At 67.5% G+C, this 16,882-nt stretch carries 19 protein-coding genes; 9 read left to right on the forward strand and 10 right to left on the reverse strand.

Annotated elements, in window-relative coordinates:
- Positions 1-460: 460 nt before the first annotated feature.
- From JWP60_RS08975 to JWP60_RS08985, 3 genes are all read right to left on the reverse strand, one after another.
- Positions 461-805, reverse strand: a complete 345-nt coding sequence (locus tag JWP60_RS08975) for a DUF2917 domain-containing protein (protein WP_299789455.1) — start codon at positions 803-805, stop codon at positions 461-463.
- A 134-nt stretch (positions 806-939) separates the two neighbouring features.
- Positions 940-1,854: a LysR family transcriptional regulator gene (locus tag JWP60_RS08980; protein WP_299789458.1), complete on the reverse strand. Its 915-nt coding sequence runs from the start codon at positions 1,852-1,854 to the stop codon at positions 940-942.
- A 33-nt stretch (positions 1,855-1,887) separates the two neighbouring features.
- Complete coding sequence (locus tag JWP60_RS08985; protein ID WP_299789461.1) at positions 1,888-2,676, reverse strand: response regulator; 789 nt, start codon at positions 2,674-2,676, stop codon at positions 1,888-1,890.
- A 178-nt stretch (positions 2,677-2,854) separates the two neighbouring features.
- Here JWP60_RS08985 and gcl point away from each other — a divergent pair, with 178 nt between their 5' ends.
- The 3 genes from gcl to JWP60_RS09000 are packed head-to-tail and all read left to right on the forward strand — an operon-like array spanning position 2,855 to position 6,350.
- The gene (gcl, locus tag JWP60_RS08990; RefSeq protein ID WP_299789464.1) at positions 2,855-4,642 is read left to right on the forward strand and encodes a glyoxylate carboligase; all 1,788 of its coding nucleotides are present in this window, start codon (positions 2,855-2,857) and stop codon (positions 4,640-4,642) included.
- A 17-nt stretch (positions 4,643-4,659) separates the two neighbouring features.
- Positions 4,660-5,439, forward strand: coding sequence for a hydroxypyruvate isomerase (gene hyi / locus JWP60_RS08995; protein ID WP_299789467.1), 780 nt, complete (start codon positions 4,660-4,662; stop codon positions 5,437-5,439).
- On the forward strand, positions 5,436-6,350 hold the full coding sequence (locus JWP60_RS09000) for a 2-hydroxy-3-oxopropionate reductase (protein ID WP_299789470.1): 915 nt from the start codon (positions 5,436-5,438) through the stop codon (positions 6,348-6,350). Before hyi ends, JWP60_RS09000 begins: the two co-directional genes overlap by 4 nt.
- Positions 6,351-6,624: 274 nt before the next feature.
- Here JWP60_RS09000 and JWP60_RS09005 read toward each other — a convergent pair whose 3' ends face one another.
- The gene (locus tag JWP60_RS09005) at positions 6,625-6,891 is read right to left on the reverse strand and encodes a GlsB/YeaQ/YmgE family stress response membrane protein (RefSeq protein WP_299789473.1); all 267 of its coding nucleotides are present in this window, start codon (positions 6,889-6,891) and stop codon (positions 6,625-6,627) included.
- Between the two features lie 330 nt (positions 6,892-7,221).
- On the opposite strand from JWP60_RS09005, the gene JWP60_RS09010 reads away from it, so the two are divergent.
- The 6 genes from JWP60_RS09010 to JWP60_RS09035 all read left to right on the forward strand — a co-directional run bounded on the left by JWP60_RS09010 (position 7,222) and on the right by JWP60_RS09035 (position 11,739).
- Complete coding sequence (locus JWP60_RS09010) at positions 7,222-8,250, forward strand: ABC transporter substrate-binding protein (RefSeq protein ID WP_299789476.1); 1,029 nt, start codon at positions 7,222-7,224, stop codon at positions 8,248-8,250.
- Positions 8,251-8,254: 4 nt separating this feature from the next.
- A complete protein-coding gene (locus JWP60_RS09015) occupies positions 8,255-9,070 on the forward strand; it encodes an ABC transporter ATP-binding protein (RefSeq protein WP_299789479.1) in 816 nt (271 codons plus the stop codon).
- Positions 9,067-9,834 carry an ABC transporter permease gene (locus tag JWP60_RS09020; RefSeq protein WP_299789482.1) on the forward strand — a complete coding sequence of 256 codons (768 nt, stop codon included), beginning with the start codon at positions 9,067-9,069 and terminating at the stop codon, positions 9,832-9,834. The genes JWP60_RS09015 and JWP60_RS09020 overlap by 4 nt, the downstream gene beginning before the upstream one ends.
- Positions 9,835-9,884: 50 nt before the next feature.
- Positions 9,885-10,715, forward strand: a complete 831-nt coding sequence (locus tag JWP60_RS09025) for an urease accessory protein UreD (RefSeq protein WP_299789485.1) — start codon at positions 9,885-9,887, stop codon at positions 10,713-10,715.
- Between the two features lie 144 nt (positions 10,716-10,859).
- The gene (locus tag JWP60_RS09030; protein ID WP_299789487.1) at positions 10,860-11,357 is read left to right on the forward strand and encodes a hypothetical protein; all 498 of its coding nucleotides are present in this window, start codon (positions 10,860-10,862) and stop codon (positions 11,355-11,357) included.
- 118 nt (positions 11,358-11,475) lie between these two features.
- The gene (locus JWP60_RS09035; RefSeq protein WP_299789490.1) at positions 11,476-11,739 is read left to right on the forward strand and encodes a hypothetical protein; all 264 of its coding nucleotides are present in this window, start codon (positions 11,476-11,478) and stop codon (positions 11,737-11,739) included.
- Positions 11,740-11,758: 19 nt separating this feature from the next.
- Here JWP60_RS09035 and JWP60_RS09040 read toward each other — a convergent pair whose 3' ends face one another.
- From JWP60_RS09040 to JWP60_RS09065, 6 genes are all read right to left on the reverse strand, one after another.
- Positions 11,759-11,890, reverse strand: a complete 132-nt coding sequence (locus JWP60_RS09040) for a hypothetical protein (RefSeq protein ID WP_299789493.1) — start codon at positions 11,888-11,890, stop codon at positions 11,759-11,761.
- Between the two features lie 36 nt (positions 11,891-11,926).
- Positions 11,927-12,619, reverse strand: coding sequence for an urea ABC transporter ATP-binding subunit UrtE (gene urtE, locus JWP60_RS09045; RefSeq protein WP_299789496.1), 693 nt, complete (start codon positions 12,617-12,619; stop codon positions 11,927-11,929).
- A 146-nt stretch (positions 12,620-12,765) separates the two neighbouring features.
- A complete protein-coding gene (gene urtD / locus JWP60_RS09050) occupies positions 12,766-13,641 on the reverse strand; it encodes an urea ABC transporter ATP-binding protein UrtD (RefSeq protein WP_299789499.1) in 876 nt (291 codons plus the stop codon).
- Positions 13,638-14,726, reverse strand: a complete 1,089-nt coding sequence (gene urtC, locus JWP60_RS09055) for an urea ABC transporter permease subunit UrtC (protein WP_299789508.1) — start codon at positions 14,724-14,726, stop codon at positions 13,638-13,640. Before urtC ends, urtD begins: the two co-directional genes overlap by 4 nt.
- Before the next feature lie 70 nt (positions 14,727-14,796).
- A complete protein-coding gene (urtB, locus tag JWP60_RS09060) occupies positions 14,797-16,368 on the reverse strand; it encodes an urea ABC transporter permease subunit UrtB (RefSeq protein ID WP_299789502.1) in 1,572 nt (523 codons plus the stop codon).
- Positions 16,369-16,526: 158 nt separating this feature from the next.
- The coding region (locus JWP60_RS09065; RefSeq protein ID WP_299789505.1) for a transporter substrate-binding protein at positions 16,527-16,882 on the reverse strand (356 nt) is incomplete at its 5' end.

The following is a 16,882-nucleotide window of genomic DNA, read 5'->3' on the forward strand; positions in this document are numbered from 1 at the left end:
CGCTGGCCGGTCTTGCGGCCCAGCGGGGCTACGAGAGCGCGTAGCGCGTATCGAGCCCCGCGTACGTGCACTGACTCGCGGACGTGTGATCGAGCGGAGAGTTTGGCTGCGCAGCAGGCAAACTCGCAGCGAGTTCGGCCGCGCGGGCCGCAAGACCGGCCAGCGCAGGTTTGCCCGATCGCGCCTGGCGCGATCGGGACGCCCCGCCGCGCGCCGCAGCCCGCCCGCATGCGGCTTTGCCGGCGCGGTCGCTCTCGTGGCGCACTGACACCAGCGCCCTTTCACGTCTCCGCAGACGCCTGTCCTCTTCCGCCGTCTGAACAGGGACATGCTGGAACGTGCTATTCCGGACAGCAGTGGGGCTTGCCCCGGCATCCACGACGGCGCCTGAACAAGTGCCGCATGGATTGCGGGCAAGCCCGCAATGACATCGGAAGACCTCGACGCTCGCGCATCGGGTTCAATGCTCCGCGATGATGTCGTCCTCGAATTCGATCTCCAGGATGCAGTCCTGCAGCGCGAAGACGTGCATCGCGTCTTCTCGCTCGGCACGATAGGTTTCGCCGGGCACCAGGATCACATCCTTGGGGTCGCCGTCGTGCGTGATCCAGAGGCTGCCGGTGGCACAGCGGACGTGCACACTCTCGTCCACGCGCTCGAACACGCGGTGCTCGCCCTTGCCGATCTCCACGGCGAAGCGGCGCTTCACGCGGGTCGGCGGACGCAGGTGGATTTCGCGGTGCAGGGTGGAATGCTGGTGCCGCAGCCGTTCCTGCACGAACTGCATCGAGTCCTCTTTGTTCATGTTTCACTCCTTGCAGTCATGCTGCCGCAAGGGCCGCGTACTGCTGGCCAAGACGGTCCGGCAGCCGCGGTCGGACTCGTGCCTGCACGGCAGTCAGGCTTCTCGTCTGAGCCATGGACTTGGTCCCCGGCCCATCAGTTCTTCGGCAGCGCCTCCCACCAGCGCTCCCCGAAGCGGCCCTGCAGGTAGGCAATGAACACCTGCACCTTCTGCGGCACCAGCTTCGGTGAGGGATACACGGCGTGGATTTCCTGTTCGGGCAGGGTGTGGCCCTTCAGCACTTCGACCACCGAGCCGGTCGCGAGCGAATCCGCCGCGACGTACCAGGGCAGTGCCGCGACCCCCATGTTCGAACGGGCGGCGGCGAGCACCGCGGAGAGGTTGTTGGAGCGCAGCCGCGCGGTCACGTGCACCGTCACGGGCTCGCCGCGCGGCGACAGCACGCGCCACACGTCGTTGCCCTGCACGCTGCTGTAGATCAGCGTCTCGTGCGCTGCCAGGTCCGCCGCCCGCTTGGGCGCGCCTGCCTTGCGCAGGTACTTGGGCGAGGCGACCATCAACCAGGGATTGGTGCCGAGGTAGCGCGCGCCCAGCGCCGAATCGGCCAGCTTGCCCATGCGCACCGCCACGTCGACGCCCTGCGCCACCAGGTCGGTGTAGCGGTCCTCGAAGCTCAGGTCCACCTGCAGCTGCGGATGCGCACGCATGAAGTCCAGCGCCAACGGCACCAGCACGCGCCGGCCGAAGGCCACCGAGCTGCCGATGCGCAGCAGACCCTGCGCCTGCGTCTGCTTCACGCGCACGACGGCATCGGCCTCCTCCGCGGCGCGGACGATCTCCTTGCATTTCTCGTAGTACAGCGCACCCGCCTCGGTGAGGCTCACGCCGCGCGTGTTGCGATTGAGCAGGCGTACCTTCAGCCGCTCCTCGGTGGCGGCCACCTGCTTGGTCACCGTGGGCTGGGTGGTCGCGAAGGCGGCGGCCGCCTTCGAGAAGCTGCCCGTCTCCACCACCCGAACGAACATCTCCATCGCCTGCAGCCTGTCCATGCCGGTGCCCATTCCATTGCGGAATGGGAGAGCTTAACGCTGGGGTCCGCCCCAGGTCTTGCGGACGTCTTCGTCCGGCAGGCCGAGTACCGTGCGCACCGCGTGCAGCAGCGCATCGGGTTCGAAGGGCTTGGTGAGGTAGCCGTCGGCGCCCAGGGTCAGCCCCTGCAGCACCGCCTCGCGGGTGGCGCGGCCGGTCAGCAGCAGCACGGGCACATCCTTGAGCACCGGATGCTGGCGCACGCGCGCCAGGATGTCGAAGCCGTCGGCGTCCGGCAGCACCAAGTCCAGCAGGATCAGGTCGGGCCGGGGCGGTCGCCGGATTTCGGCGACGATCTCGGCGCGATTGCCCGCCACGCGCACGTCCAGGTCGGAGAGCGACAGCAGGGTCTGCGTGAACCGCGCCAGCAAGGGGTCGTCTTCGACCAGCACCACCTGCAGGCGCTGGCCCGGCTGGGGGATGCGCCGCGGCCGCTCGCGCGCGAACTGCACCGAGAAGCCGGCGCGCTGCAGCGAAGACAGGTTGGCGTCGACCTCCTCGCCGCCGACGGTGCGGGCCAGCGCATCGAGGTTGGCGTTCCACTGGAGGGTGAAGGGATCCACCTCCACCGGCGCCACCAGGTTGCGGTCACGCAAGTGGCGCAGGATCTCGCCATAGTCGCGGAACTCCTGCGCCGGCAGGCCGGCCGTCAACTGCCCCAGCGTCAGTGCCCCGTCCAGGCGCACCAGCACGCGCAGTTCGTCCGGCGTGAGTCGGGTGGCGCCATTGCGCAGTTCGCTGGCCCCCTGCGGGGTCGGGGCGTAGATTTCGTCAGGTTGCATGCGGCGTCGGCGTGTCGTGCCAGGGCCCACGATAGCCGAGAACAGCCCGCCGCGTCAGCGGTGCCGCTCGACGGTGGCACTGCGCATTCCAGGCAGGAATAAATCTTATGGTGCGGCGGCCTCTTCTGCGGCGCCGCCGGTCTTCCTAAAGTGGGCCCGACACTTTCAGGAGACAAGCATGGCAAAGATGACCGCAGCCCAGGCCGCCGTCTGGGTTCTGGAGAAGGAAGGAATCACGCAGGCCTTCGGCGTGCCCGGCGCCGCCATCAACCCGTTCTACGCGGCGATGCGCAGGCAGGGGACCATCGGGCACATCCTGGCGCGCCACGTCGAGGGCGCCTCGCACATGGCCGAGGGCTACACGCGGGCCGCACCCGGCAACATCGGCGTGTGCATCGGCACCTCGGGGCCCGCGGGGACCGACATGATCACGGGGCTCTATTCGGCCCAGGCCGATTCCATCCCGATCCTGTGCATCACCGGCCAGGCGCCGCGCGCGCGCCTCTACAAGGAAGATTTCCAGGCGGTCGACATCGAGTCGATCGCCAAGCCGGTGACCAAGTGGTCGGTGACCGTGCGCGAGCCGGCGCAGGTGCCGGGGGCCTTCCAGCAGGCCTTTCACCTGATGCGCTCGGGCCGGCCCGGGCCGGTGCTGATCGACCTGCCCATCGACGTGCAGATGGCGGAGATCGAGTTCGATCCCGAGACCTACGCGCCGCTGCCGGTCTACAAGCCGGCCGCCACCCGGGCCCAGGCGGAGAAGGCCATCGCGATGCTGCAGGCGTGCGAGCGGCCGCTGATCGTCGCCGGCGGCGGCATCCTCAATGCCGATGCGTCCGACCTGCTGGTGGAGTTCGCCGAGCTGACCGGCGTGCCGGTGATCCCCACGCTGATGGCGTGGGGCGCGATTCCCGACGACCACCCGCTGATGGCGGGCATGTGCGGCCTGCAGACCAGCCACCGCTACGGCAATGCCTCCATGCTGGCCAGCGACTTCGTGCTCGGGATCGGCAACCGCTGGGCCAATCGGCATACCGGCTCGGTGGAGGTCTACACGAAGGGCCGCAAATTCGTGCACGTCGACATCGAGCCCACGCAGATCGGCCGCGTGTTCGCGCCGGACTACGGCATCGCCTCCGATGCCAAGGCGGCCCTGCAGCTGTTCGTCGAAGTGGCCCGCGACTTGAAGTCTTCCGGGCAGCTGAAGGACCGCACCGCGTGGGCGGCGGACTGCCTGGAGCGCAAGCAGACGATGCATCGCAAGAGCAATTTCGACGACGTGCCGATGAAGCCGCAGCGCGTGTACCAGTGCATGAACCGCGCCTTCGGCCGCGACACCACCTATATCAGCACCATCGGCCTGTCGCAGATCGCCGGCGCGCAGTTCCTGCACGTGTTCGGCCCGCGCCAGTGGATCAATTGCGGCCAGGCCGGCCCGCTGGGATGGACCGTGCCGGCGGCGCTGGGCGTGCGCGCGGCCGACCCGGGTCGGCGCATCGTGGCGCTCTCGGGCGACTACGACTTCCAGTTCATGCTGGAGGAACTGGCCGTCGGCGCGCAATTCAAGCTGCCCTACATCCACATGGTGGTGAACAACTCCTATCTCGGGCTGATCCGCCAAGCGCAGCGCGGCTTCGAGATGGACTACTGCGTGCAACTCGGCTTCGAGAACATCAACGTGCCGACCGATACGCCCGAACACGGCTACGGCGTCGACCACGTGAAGGTGGTCGAGGGCCTGGGCTGCAAGGCGATCCGCGTGCATCGGCCGGACCAGATGGCGCCGGCGATCGCGCAGGCCGAAGCCTGGATGAAGGAGTTCCAGGTGCCGGTGGTGATCGAGGTCATCCTCGAGCGCGTGACCAACATCGCGATGGGCACCGAGATCGACAAGATCGTGGAATTCGAGGAGCTGGCGACGTCGCGCGCGGATGCGCCGACCGCCTTGGCAGCGATGCTGGACTGAAGAACGGAGACCAAGTCATGACGAGATTTGCCGCCAACCTGACCATGCTCTTCACCGAGCTGCCCTTCCTCGATCGCTTTGCCGCTGCCAAGGCGGCCGGCTTCACCGCGGTCGAATACCTCTTTCCCTACGAGTACCCCAAGGAGGAACTCGCCAGGCGCCTGCGCGCGAACGGGCTCAAGCAGGTGCTCCACAACCTGCCGGCCGGCGACTGGGCGGCGGGCGAGCGCGGGATCGCCTGCCATCCGAACCGCATGGGCGAATTCCGCGCCGGGGTCGATCGCGCCATCACCTATGCGCATGCGCTCGATTGCGGCCAGCTCAATTGCCTGGTCGGCAAGGTGCCCGCCGGGGTCAGTGCCGAAGTGGCGCAGGCAACGCTCGTGGCCAACCTGCGGCAGGCGGCCGGCACGCTGCGCTCGGCCGGCATCCGCTTGCTGATCGAGCCGATCAACAGCTACGACATTCCCGGCTTCTTCCTCACCCGCACCGAACAGGCGATCGCCCTCCTCGACGAGGTCGCCAGCGACAACCTGTTCCTGCAATACGACGTCTATCACGCGCAGCGCAGCGAGGGCGAACTGGCCGCGACGCTGCAACGCCACCTGGCCCGCATCGGCCATATCCAGGTCGCCGACAACCCCGGGCGCAACGAACCGGGCACCGGCGAGATCAACTACGCCTTCCTGTTCCGGCATCTCGATGCGCTCGGCTGGAAAGGGTACATCGGCTGCGAGTACAAGCCGCGCGGCGACACAGGCGCGGGCCTGGGCTGGATGACGGAGCTCACGGCATGAATGCCCTCACCGCGCAGAAGATCGGCTTCATCGGACTCGGGGTGATGGGCACGCCGATGGCCGGCCACCTGCTGGCCGCGGGGCACGCGCTGTTCGTGCACACGCGCAGCCAGGTGCCGCCAGCGCTGGTGCAGCAAGGCGCGACCCCGTGCAGCAATGCGCGCGCCGTCGCCGAGCGCGCCGATGTCGTCTTCCTGATGCTGCCGGACACGCCCGACGTGGAGCTGGTGCTGTTCGGCGAATACGGAGTGGCCTCGGGGCTGGCGCGCGGCAAGACGGTGGTGGACTGCAGCTCCATCGATCCCATCGCCACGCGGACTTTCGCGCGGCGCATCGCGGAGCTCGGATGCGATTACCTCGATGCGCCGGTGTCGGGCGGCGAGGTGGGCGCCAAGGCCGCCAGCCTGAGCATCATGGTTGGCGGCACGGCGCAGGGTTTCGAGCGCGTGCAGCCCCTGCTGGCGCTCATGGGCAAGAACATCACGCACGTGGGTGCGGTGGGCGATGGGCAGGTCTGCAAGGTGGCCAACCAGATCGTGGTCGGCCTCAACATCGCGGCGGTCGCCGAGGCCCTGGTGTTCGCGGCCAAGGCTGGCGCCGATCCGGCGCGGGTGCGGCAGGCGCTGATGGGTGGCTTCGCCAGCTCGCGGGTGCTGGAGGTGCACGGAGAACGCATGATCAAGCGGACCTTCGCGCCGGGATTCCGCATCGCCTTGCACCAGAAGGACCTCAACCTCGCCTTGCAGGGCGCACGCGCACTCGGGATGGCGCTACCGCAGACGGCGATTGCGGCGCAGTTGATGCAGACGTGTGCGGCGCTGGGGCTGGCGCAAGCGGATCATTCCGCGCTGGTGAGGGCGCTGGAGACGATGGCGGGGCACGCCATTGCGGACGAGGCGCGGTCCGGGTGATGTGGATGTAGCCCCGGGCCCGGTCGGTGTCCCGGGCCAGTGGATGTCATCCCGGGCTCGACCCGGAATCCACGACTGCGCTTGATCGAGCGCCGCGTGGATTGCGGGTCAAGCCCGCAATGACATCCAACAATGACATCCAACACCGGCAACACCGGCATCCCACAAGGCCGTCCCACACCCCACCACCCATACCACAAAGAAAAGGAGCGCCCGGCAAGGCGCTCCAGTTTGCGGGCGCGAGCCCGCGAATTCGATCTTGTTGTTCTGTCGCTTAGCGCACGCGGCCGCGGCGGAACAGGTTGACGATGGCCAGCAGGATGATGGCGCCGACCAGCGAGACGACGATGGAGCCGATGCTGATGCCGCTGCTGAGGTTGCCCACGCCAACCAGCGGGGAGATCAGCCAGCCGCCCAGGAACGAGCCCACGATACCGACCACCACGTTCAGCAGGATGCCCTGCTGGCCGTCGGTCCGCATGACCAGGCTGGCAAGCCAGCCAACGATACCGCCAACGATCAACCAGATGATGAAACTCATAACGACTCCTTAAGCCGCGAACGGCGTGTTGTTGAAGGTAGGCCGCAGCCCCGGCTGGAACCGCGTCCACCTGCCCCTTTGACGGGGCCGGTGCTGTTCACTATCAGCGGGCCGCCGCAGCCGATTCGTAGTCACGTGTAAAGCGAAGGAGTGCGGGCCCGGCCCGTGGCCGCGTCAGACAAACGCTTACGGCCGACCGTTTTTTTTCACGGTCACCGCCTTCACGAGCGCCAAAGGCGCAGCAAACGGCCCATGGTCGAGCCGCCAGCCCTGTTGGCACCGAACTTGCTGAACCCTCCGGTCTTCCTTCATGGCATTCCGGAGCGATACATGCACAAGAGGCTCTTCCTGAGCACGTTGGGATCCCTGGCCCTGGCCGCCACCACGGGCGTTCACGCCCAGGCCCTCACCCCGATCAAGTTCCAGCTGGACTGGCGATTCGAAGGCCCCGCCGCCCTGTTCCTGGTCCCGGCCGCCAAGGGCTACTTCCGCGCCGCGAAGCTCGACGTGCAGATCGACGCCGGCACCGGCTCCGGCGCCACCGTGCAGCGCGTGGCCAGTGGTGCCTACGACATGGGCTTCGCCGACATGGCGGCCCTGATGGAATTCCACGCCAACAATCCCGACGCCGCCAACAAGCCGGTCGCCGTGATGGTGGTCTACAACAACACGCCCGCCGCGGTGATGACGCTGAAGAAGTCCGGCATCAAGTCGCCCAAGGACCTGGCCGGCAAGAAGCTGGGCGCGCCGGTGTTCGACGCCGGCCGCCGCGGCTTCCCGATCTTCCAGAAGGCCAACCAGATCGGCAGCGTCAACTGGATCTCGATGGACCCGCCGCTGCGCGAGACCATGCTGGCGCGCGGCGATCTCGATGCGATCACCGGCTTCTCGTTCACCTCGCTGCCGAACCTGGAAGCGCGTGGCGTCAAGCCCGAGGACATCGTCACCTTCCTGTATCCGCAATACGGCGTGAAGCTGTATGGCAACGTGATCATCGCCAGCCCCAAGCTGCTGCGCGAGAACCCGCAGGCGGTGAAGGCCTTTCTGTCCGCTTTCGCGCACGGCGCCAAGGAGGCGATGGCCCATCCCGATGTGGCGGTCGCCGCCCTCAAGCAGCGCGACGGCATCATCGATACCAAGCTGGAGGACCGGCGCCTGAAGATGGCCATCACCGACGTGATCGCCAGCCCCGACGCGCGCGCGGAAGGCTTCGGCCAGATCAATCCGGCTCGCCTGTCGCTGATGGCCTCGCAGGTCTCGGACGCCTTCAGCACCAAGACAAGGGTCAACCCGGACGCCGTGTGGAACGGGTCGTTCCTGCCCTCGAAGGCGGAACTGGACGTGCTGCCCGCGAAATGACGGAATGACGCCGTCGTTCATCGATTTCAGCAACGTCTGGCTGGCCTACAACGACGAACTGGAACGCGCCGGCCAGTTCGCGGTGGAGGCCATCGACCTGCAGGTGGGCCAGGGCGAGTTCATCGCCATCGTCGGGCCCTCGGGCTGCGGCAAGTCCACCTTCATGAAGATGGCCACCGGCCTGCGCATGCCTTCCCGCGGGCGCATCCGCATCGAGGGCCAGCCGGTCACCGGGCCGGTGAAGATCTCCGGCATGGCCTTCCAGGCGCCCTCGCTGCTGCCCTGGCGCACGACACTGGCCAACGTGCTGCTGCCGCTCGAGATCGTCGAGCCCTATCGCAGCCGCTTCAAGCAGCACAAGCGCGCCTACGAGGAGCGCGCGCGGGCGCTGCTCGCCAAGGTGGGACTCGCCGGCTACGAGGACAAGTATCCCTGGCAGCTCTCGGGCGGCATGCAGCAGCGCGCCAGCATCTGCCGCGCCCTGATCCACGAGCCCAAGATGCTGCTGCTCGACGAGCCCTTCGGCGCGCTCGATGCCTTCACCCGCGAGGAGCTGTGGTGCATCCTGCGCGACCTGTGGACCGAGCAGCGCTTCAACGTGATCCTGGTGACCCACGATTTGCGCGAGTCGGTCTTCCTCGCCGATACCGTGTTCGTCATGAGCCGCAGTCCCGGCCGCTTCGTGGTGCGGCGCGAAATCGACTTGCCGCGCCCGCGCGACCTGGAGCTGACCTACACCGCCGAATTCACCGATATCGTGCAGGAACTGCGGGGCCACATCGGCGCGATGCGCAACAGTGGTGCAGGAGTCGTGCAATGAGGGCCCGCCCGCTCGAACGCTGGGCGCCCGTGCTGCTGGCATTCGCCGTGGTGATCCTGTGGCAGGTGCTGGTGCAGGGCTTCGCCATCCCCGAGTTCCTCTTTCCCAGTCCGTGGGAGATCGCCCGCAACATGGCGCAATTCAGCGGCCCGCTGCTGTCCGCCGCCTGGGGCACCTTCTGGGTGACGATGGTGGGCTTCGCCCTGGCCATCGTGGTGGGCGTGCTGCTCGGATTCCTGATCGGGTCCTCGCGCCTGTGCTACGCGGCGCTGTATCCGCTGATGGTGGGATTCAATGCGGTGCCGAAGGCGGCGATCGTGCCGATCCTGGTGGTGTGGTTCGGCATCGGCAGCGGGCCCGGCATCCTCACCGCCTTCCTGATCTCCTTCTTCCCGATCATGGTGAACATCGCCACCGGCCTGGCCACCCTGGAGCCGGAGCTGGAGGACGTGTTGCGGGTGCTGGGTGCGCGCCGCTTCGACGTGCTGATGAAGGTCGGCCTGCCGCGCTCCATGCCCTATTTCTACGGCTCGCTGAAAGTCGCGATCACGCTGGCTTTCGTCGGCACCGTGCTGGCGGAAATGACCGCGGGCGATGCCGGCATCGGCAACCTGATCCAGACGGCCGGCAGCCAGCAACGCATGTCCCTCGCCTTCGCCGGCCTGGTGACGATCAGCGCGATGGCCATGGCGATGTACGAGCTGTTCAGCGCGCTCGAGAAGCACACGACGGGGTGGGCGCATCGGGGGTCTGGGGCACACTGACGGCTGCTCGAAGGCCGGCAACCGGACGCAGTTGGAATTTCAGCAAACCCATGACCTGGCACGCCGCCCTGCGGCTCGATTACTCGCTGGAGAACGGCCGCAGCGTCGCGCGCTTTGTGCATGACGGGCCGCTGCGCATCCTGCAGAGCCTGTGGCCCGAGGGCGGCGGCGTCTGCCACAACGTGCTGGTGCATCCGCCGGGGGGGCTCGTCGGAGGCGACACGCTGGCGGTGCGGGTGCACGCGCGTGAAGGCAGCCACGGCCTGGTCACCACGCCGGGTGCTTCGCGCTTCTATCGCAGCGAAGGCGCGATGGCCTTGCAGGACGTGGCACTCGAAGCGGAGGGCGGCGCGCGGCTCGAGTGGCTGCCACTGGAGGCGATCTACTACAGCGGCTGCCAGGCCGAGAACCGCTTGCGCATGCGGCTGGCGCCCGGGGCCGAAGTGCTCGGGTGGGATGTCGCGGCGCTGGGCCTGCCGCACGCCGCGCAGCCCTTCGCGCGCGGCAGCGTGCTGCAGCACATCGAGCTGCACGGCGCCTGGCTGGAGCGCGGGCGCATCGCCGCCGAAGACGCAAGGCTCATGGATGGCCCCCTGGGGCTCGCCGGGCAGCGCTGCCTCGCCAGCCTCTTCTTTGCGACTGGCAGCGACTTGTCTCGCAGCCGGCGCGAGGCCCTGCTCGATGCCGCGCGCGCCGTGATCGAGCCGCATCCGCTCGCCCGTAGCGCGGGCGCGACGGCAAGCAGTCCGCGGGTGATCGTCGTGCGCGTGCTGGCGCCGCTGGTGGAGCCGGCGCTGCAGTTGCTCAAGGCGATCCGCCGGGCGTGGCGACCGCTGGCCTGGGACCTGCCGCCGCACGAACCGCGCGGCTGGCTGATCTAGCTTCCGGGCGGCGCGCGGGTCCGCAGGGTTTCGTCCTACCCGACCATGGGCGCCCTGCGGTCGCCGGTGGCGCATCTCTCCGGCAGTCGGGTCGAAAGCGTTGGTCCACAGTGCATGCATTGACGAATGCACAGGAGCTTCCCCATGAACACGGACCGATCCCTCAAGAGCACGCTGTCCTTTGCTGCTGCCGCCCTGCTGGCGGTCGGTGCCGCGACGGCTCAGGTTGCCACCAGCAACGACGCCCGCTTTCCCGGCGCGAACGGCATCGACAACTCCGGCAGCTATCAGTCTGAAATGAACGCCTGCGTCACCGGCGCGACCCAGCAGGACCGCGACACCTGCATGAAGGAAGCGCGCAACGCGCACGCCGACAAGGCGCGCGGCGTGCTCGACACGCAAGGCAGCCTGCAGTCCAACGCCATGGGCCGCTGCGACGTGTTCCAGGGCGGCGAGGACCGGGCGGCGTGCCAGGCGCGCGTGCTGGGCATGGGCCCGGTGGACGGCAGCGTCGCCGCGGGTGGCCTGCTGCGCGAATCGGAAACGGTGGTGCTGCCTGAAGGCCAGCACACGGTGACGATCCAGCCGCAAACCGCCGACCCGATCGTGCTGGTGCCGTCGCACGGCATGGGCACTCGCTGACCCGGTGAAGGGCTGAGTTGCGCCGCCGGCCGCGGCGCATCGTCGACCCATTCCTACAGCACGACCCGCGACCAAGGCTAGCCTTGGGCGGGTCGTCTTATTTCTTCCGGAGCACGCAATGAACGAGAACGATCGCAAGGGGCCGGCCAGCCAGGGCGAGGATGGCCACGCGGCGCACGGCTATCGCAATGAAGTCAGCTGGGACGGCGGGGCCGGACGGCAGCCCTATACCAACCAGGGCAGCGAAGAACAGGGACCGGATGCGGCGGCCGAGGTGGAAGGCGGCGATGCCGGCGAGGTGGCAGGCCGCAACGTGGAGCAACTCGCCGAAGTCAAGCGCAAGGAAGAACGTCCCGAGCGGGAAGCCCCGCGCGAGACGTGATGGACGACTGCGAGCTCGCTCAGAGCACGTGCAGGAACATGAGCAGCAGGATCACGGTGAGGGGAACGCCGAGCAGCCAGAGAATGACGGGCATGTGAGACTCCTTGCTTGTTGAATGCCTCCAGCTTAAGGAGATGGCGTCGGCGGCCATGCCGGGCGCATGCCGCAGCCGCGGTAGGAGGCTTTCTCAGATGGCGACCAGCTGGCGCACGCCGTTGGCGGCCATGTCCTTGCCGGCGCCCCGAGCGATCACTTCGCCCCGCTCCATCACCACATAGGCATCGGCGAGCTCCTGGGCGAAGTCGTAGTACTGCTCCACCAGCAGGATCGCCATGTCCCCGCGGTCGGCCAGCATGCGGATCACCCGGCCGATGTCCTTGATGATGCTGGGCTGGATGCCTTCGGTGGGCTCGTCCAGCACGAGCAGCCTGGGTCCCGCGGCCAGTGCCCGGGCAATGGCCAGTTGCTGCTGCTGGCCACCGGAGAGATCGCCGCCACGCCGGTGCAGCATCTGCCGCAACACCGGGAACAGCTCGAACAGTTCCTGCGGGATCGCCGTGCCCCCCGGGCGCGTGGCCAGGCCCATGCGCAGGTTCTCCTCGACACTCAGCCGCGCAAAGATCTCGCGGCCTTGCGGCACGAAACCGATGCCGGCGCGGGCACGCTCGTAAGGCGTGGCGTTCTGGAGGGCGCGGCCGTCGAACTCGATGCTGCCGGTCTTGATCGGCACGAGGCCCATGAGCGATTTCAACAGCGTGGTCTTGCCGACGCCATTGCGCCCGAGAACCACCGTGACCTCGCCCCGCTTCGCCTCGATGCTCACGTCCCGCAGGATGTGCGAGCCGCCGTAGTACTGGTTGATGTTCTTGATTTGCAGCATGGTTTAAACCCAGACATCCGGACGCAGAAGACGCAGAGGTTTCGCAGAAGGCGCAGAAGAACCCCTATAAAAACCTTCTGATGTTTTTTCTGCGCCTTCTGCGTGACTTCTGCGCCTTCTGCGTCCGCTTGTTTGATTTTTGGTGTTCAGCGGCCCAGATAAACCTCGATCACGCGCTCGTTCGACTGCACCTGCTCCAGCGTGCCCTCCGCGAGCACGGCGCCTTCGTGCAGCACGGTGACTTTCTCGGAGATGGTCTTGATGAAACTCATGTCGTGCTCCACCACCATCAGCGAGTGCTGGCCCTTGAGCGACAGGAACAGTTCCGCCGTGCGTTCGGTTTCCTCGTCGGTCATGCCGGCCACCGGCTCGTCGAGGAGCAGCAGTTTGGGGTCCTGCATCAGCAGCATGCCGATTTCCAGCCATTGCTTCTGCCCGTGGCTCAGGTTGCCGGCCAGGCGCTCGACGCTGTCGGCCAGGTGGATAGACCGCACCATCTGCGCGAGGCGGTCACTGGCTTCGGAGTCGGGTCGGAAGAAAATCGAGGCGGGCACGCGCTTGTCGGTCTTGAGCGCGAGCTCCAGGTTCTCGTAGACCGTGAGATGCTCGAACACGGTGGGCTTCTGGAACTTGCGCCCTATCCCCAGTTGCGCGATCTCCGCTTCCTTGTAGCGCAGCAGATCGATGGTGCTGCCGAAGAACACGCTGCCGCTGTCGGGGCGGGTCTTGCCGGTGATGATGTCCATCATCGTGGTCTTGCCGGCGCCGTTGGGGCCGATGATGCAGCGCAGTTCGCCCGGTGCGATGTCCAGCGAGAGCTTGTCGATGGCGCGAAAGCCGTCGAAGCTCACGGTGACGTCCTCGAGGTACAGGATGCGGCCGTGCGTGACGTCCACCTCGCCCGGCACCACGGGCCGCCCGAAGCCGGCGGCGCGGCCGCCTGACTCCGTCTTGTCGCGCGAAGCCATGCGCGCATACGCGCCGCTGCGGCGCGCGCCCTCTTCCATCAGGTCGGGCGTCATGCGGGCTTCCTCCATTTCCTGGCCAGGCCGACGACGCCTTCGGGCAGGAACAAGGTGACGCCGATGAACAGCGCGCCCAGGAAATACAGCCAGAACTCGGGCGCCGCGACGGTGAGCCAGCTCTTGGCGCCGTTGACGATGAACGCACCGAGCACCGGCCCAACCAGGGTGGCGCGGCCGCCCACTGCCGCCCAGACCGCGATCTCGATGGAGCTGGCCGTGCTCATCTCGCCAGGGTTGATGATCCCGACCTGGGGCACATACAGCGCCCCGGCCACGCCGCTCATGATGGCGCTCAGCGTCCAGATGGTCAGCTTGTAGCCCAGAGGCGAGTAGCCGCAGAACATCACGCGCGACTCGGCATCGCGGATCGCCTGCAGCACGCGGCCGAACTTGCTGGCCACCAGCCAGCGCGCGAACAGGAAGAAGGCCAGCAGCGTCACGCCCGTGAGCACGAACAGGAACATGCGCATCTGCGGCGTGGCGATGGCGATGCCGGCGAGGCGCTTGAAGTCGGTGAAGCCGTTGTTGCCGCCGAAGCCCGTTTCGTTGCGGAAGAACAGCAGCATCGCCGCGTACGTGAGGGCCTGCGTGATGATCGAGAAGTACACGCCCTTGATGCGCGAGCGGAAGGCGAAGTAGCCGAACACGAAGGCGACGATGCCGGGCACCGCGACCACCAGGAACAGGGTGGCGCCGAGGCTGCCGGAGAAGGTCCAGTGCCAGGGCAGCGCCTTCCAGTCCAGGAACACCATGAAGTCCGGCAGCTCGCTGTGGTACTGGCCATCGCGACCGATCTGCCGCATCAGGTACATGCCCATGGCATAGCCGCCCAAGGCGAAGAACAGGCCGTGTCCCAGCGACAGGATGCCGGTGTAGCCCCAGATCAGGTCCATGGCCAGCGCCGCGATCGCGTAGCACATGATCTTGCCGACCAGTCCCACGGCGTAGTCGCTCAGGTGCAAGGCACTCGTTGCGGGCACAACCAGATTGAGCAGCGGCGCAAGGGCGCAGACGGTGATGAGGGCGAGGAGGAAGGCGGCCCAGCCGGCCTTGGTGAGCAGCGGCCTCCTGGCCGGAAGGATGTCTTGCTCCCTCCCCCGGTGGGGGAGGGTTCCACGGCGGCGGCCAGCGTGTCGGCAGGAAGAACCGCACTCATGCTTCCGCGCTCCTTCCCTTCATCGCGAACAGACCTTGCGGCCGCTTCTGGATGAAGATGACGATGATCGCCAGCACCGCGATCTTGGCCAGCACCGCGCCGGCCCAGCCTTCGATGAACTTGTTCAGGATGCCCAGGCCCAAGGCGGCGTACACGGTGCCGGCCAGCTGCCCCACACCCCCGAGCACCACCACCATGAAGGCATCGACGATGTAGGCCTGCCCGAGGTCGGGGCCGACGTTGCCGATCTGACTGAGTGCGCACCCGGCGAGGCCGGCGATGCCCGAGCCGAGCGCGAAGGCATAGGTGTCGACGCGCGCCGTGTTCACGCCCATGCAGGCGGCGATCGGCCGGTTCTGCGTCACGCCGCGCACGAACAGGCCCAGGCGCGTGCGCGAGATCAGCGCCGCCATCCCGAACAGCACCGCGAAGGCGAACGCGATGATGACGATACGGTTCCAGGGCAGCTGCAGGTTGCCGGCGAGCAGCAGGCCGCCGCTCATCCACGAGGGGTTTTCGACGCCGACGTTCTGCGCGCCAAACACCGAGCGCACCAGCTGCTGCAGCATCAGGCTGATGCCCCAGGTGGCCAGCAGCGTCTCCAGCGGCCGGCCGTACAGGAAGCGGATCACGCCGCGCTCGAGGATGGCGCCCATCAGCGCCGAAGCGAGGAACGCCACCGGCACCGCCGCCAGGAGGTACCAGTCGAAAGCGCCGGGCAGGTACTTCTGGAACAGGCCCTGCACGACGTACGTGGCATAGGCGCCGATCATCATCAGCTCGCCGTGCGCCATGTTGATCACGCCCATCAGGCCGTAGGTGATGGCCAGGCCAAGCGCCACCAGCAGCAGGATGGAGCCGAGGCTGATGCCCGAGAACACGGCCGCCGCGCGTTCGCCCCACACGAGCGAGGACTCCATGCCGCGCACCGAGGACAGCAGGGCCGCCTTCACCTCGGGATCGGCTTCCGTCTTCAGTTGCAGCAGCAGCAGGTTGCGGGTCGCGGGGCTGCGGCTGGTCGCCAGCAATTGCGCGGCCTGCAGGCGGCGGCCCTTGTCACTGCTGGAAAGCAGTGCCGCCGCGCGCACCATGCCAAGCTGCTCGCGGATGGCGGGATTGCGTTCGGCCGCGTAGGCCTTCTCGATCAGCGGCAGGCGGGATTCGTCGGGATCTTTCTGCAGGGCGGCGACGGCGCCGGCGCGCAGCCGGTCGTCCGGAGAGAACAGCTTCAGGGCCGCGAGGGCGGAATCGAGTTCGCCGCGCATGCGGTTGTTGTTGACGACGTCTTCGGCATCGGCGGGGACGGCCAGCGGCGCCCCGGTGACGGGGTCGCTGCTTTTGTCGTCGCGCACGACGTAGACCTTGCCGGCTGCGGTTTTGACCGCATCGTCCGCGAGCGCCTGCAGGAAGGCGGCCGTGCGCTCGTCGGCGTTGACGATCGCCTGGCTGAGCGCTGCGATGCGCGCGTCGGAGTCACCGATGGCGATGGCCTGGGCTTCGGCGGGGGTGAGGGCGTGGGCGCCGGCGCAAGCGGCCAGGGCGAAGAGGAGGAGGAGTTTGTGCAGCATGAGGAACCTGGAGGGTGAGCAGCACGCTGGCCACGCTTCGGGACCCTGGGTGGGGGAAATGCAACCATGTCATTGCAGGCTGGACCCGCAATCCACGCGGCGTCTGGTCGAGCGCCGCGTGGATCCCGGGTCAAGCCCGGGATGACATCCTTTGCGCCTTACAGCGTCGACTTGCCGTCCGGCTCGTCCTTCTTCTTGTCGTTGCCCTGGATATACGGCGACCACGGCTTGGCCTTCACCGGGCCCGGCGTCTTCCACACCACGTTGAACTGGCCGTCCGCCTTCACTTCGCCGATGAACACCGGCTTGTGCAGGTGGTGGTTCTTCATGTCCATCGTGGCCGTGAAGCCCGAGGGCGCCTTGAAGGTCTGGCCCGCCATGGCGGCGATCACCTTGTCGGTGTCGGTCGACTTGGCCTTCTCCACCGCCTGCGCCCACATGTGCACGCCGATGTAGGTGGCCTCCATCGGGTCGTTGGTCAGCGGCTTGTCCTTGTGGCCGGCCACGCCCTTGG

Origin of the sequence: Ramlibacter sp. (assembly GCF_028291745.1) — a bacterium.
Classification (GTDB): Bacteria; Pseudomonadota; Gammaproteobacteria; order Burkholderiales; family Burkholderiaceae_C; genus Ramlibacter.

Excerpts from the sequence above, each read along its gene's own strand:
- JWP60_RS09035 (WP_299789490.1), top strand. The coding sequence starts at position 11,476 with ATGAACGAGAACGATCGCAAGGGGCCGGCCAGCCAGGGCGAGGATGGC.
- JWP60_RS08975 (WP_299789455.1), bottom strand. The coding sequence starts at position 805 with ATGAACAAAGAGGACTCGATGCAGTTCGTGCAGGAACGGCTGCGGCAC.
- JWP60_RS09000 (WP_299789470.1), top strand. The coding sequence starts at position 5,436 with ATGAATGCCCTCACCGCGCAGAAGATCGGCTTCATCGGACTCGGGGTG.
- JWP60_RS08985 (WP_299789461.1), bottom strand. The coding sequence starts at position 2,676 with ATGCAACCTGACGAAATCTACGCCCCGACCCCGCAGGGGGCCAGCGAA.
- JWP60_RS09020 (WP_299789482.1), top strand. The coding sequence starts at position 9,067 with ATGAGGGCCCGCCCGCTCGAACGCTGGGCGCCCGTGCTGCTGGCATTC.
- JWP60_RS09015 (WP_299789479.1), top strand. The coding sequence starts at position 8,255 with ATGACGCCGTCGTTCATCGATTTCAGCAACGTCTGGCTGGCCTACAAC.
- JWP60_RS09030 (WP_299789487.1), top strand. The coding sequence starts at position 10,860 with ATGAACACGGACCGATCCCTCAAGAGCACGCTGTCCTTTGCTGCTGCC.
- gcl (WP_299789464.1), top strand. The coding sequence starts at position 2,855 with ATGGCAAAGATGACCGCAGCCCAGGCCGCCGTCTGGGTTCTGGAGAAG.
- urtE (WP_299789496.1), bottom strand. The coding sequence starts at position 12,619 with ATGCTGCAAATCAAGAACATCAACCAGTACTACGGCGGCTCGCACATC.
- JWP60_RS09010 (WP_299789476.1), top strand. The coding sequence starts at position 7,222 with ATGCACAAGAGGCTCTTCCTGAGCACGTTGGGATCCCTGGCCCTGGCC.
- JWP60_RS09005 (WP_299789473.1), bottom strand. The coding sequence starts at position 6,891 with ATGAGTTTCATCATCTGGTTGATCGTTGGCGGTATCGTTGGCTGGCTT.
- JWP60_RS09040 (WP_299789493.1), bottom strand. The coding sequence starts at position 11,890 with ATGGCCGCCGACGCCATCTCCTTAAGCTGGAGGCATTCAACAAGCAAG.
- urtD (WP_299789499.1), bottom strand. The coding sequence starts at position 13,641 with ATGACGCCCGACCTGATGGAAGAGGGCGCGCGCCGCAGCGGCGCGTAT.
- hyi (WP_299789467.1), top strand. The coding sequence starts at position 4,660 with ATGACGAGATTTGCCGCCAACCTGACCATGCTCTTCACCGAGCTGCCC.
- urtB (WP_299789502.1), bottom strand. The coding sequence starts at position 16,368 with ATGCTGCACAAACTCCTCCTCCTCTTCGCCCTGGCCGCTTGCGCCGGC.
- JWP60_RS08980 (WP_299789458.1), bottom strand. The coding sequence starts at position 1,854 with ATGGACAGGCTGCAGGCGATGGAGATGTTCGTTCGGGTGGTGGAGACG.
- JWP60_RS09025 (WP_299789485.1), top strand. The coding sequence starts at position 9,885 with ATGACCTGGCACGCCGCCCTGCGGCTCGATTACTCGCTGGAGAACGGC.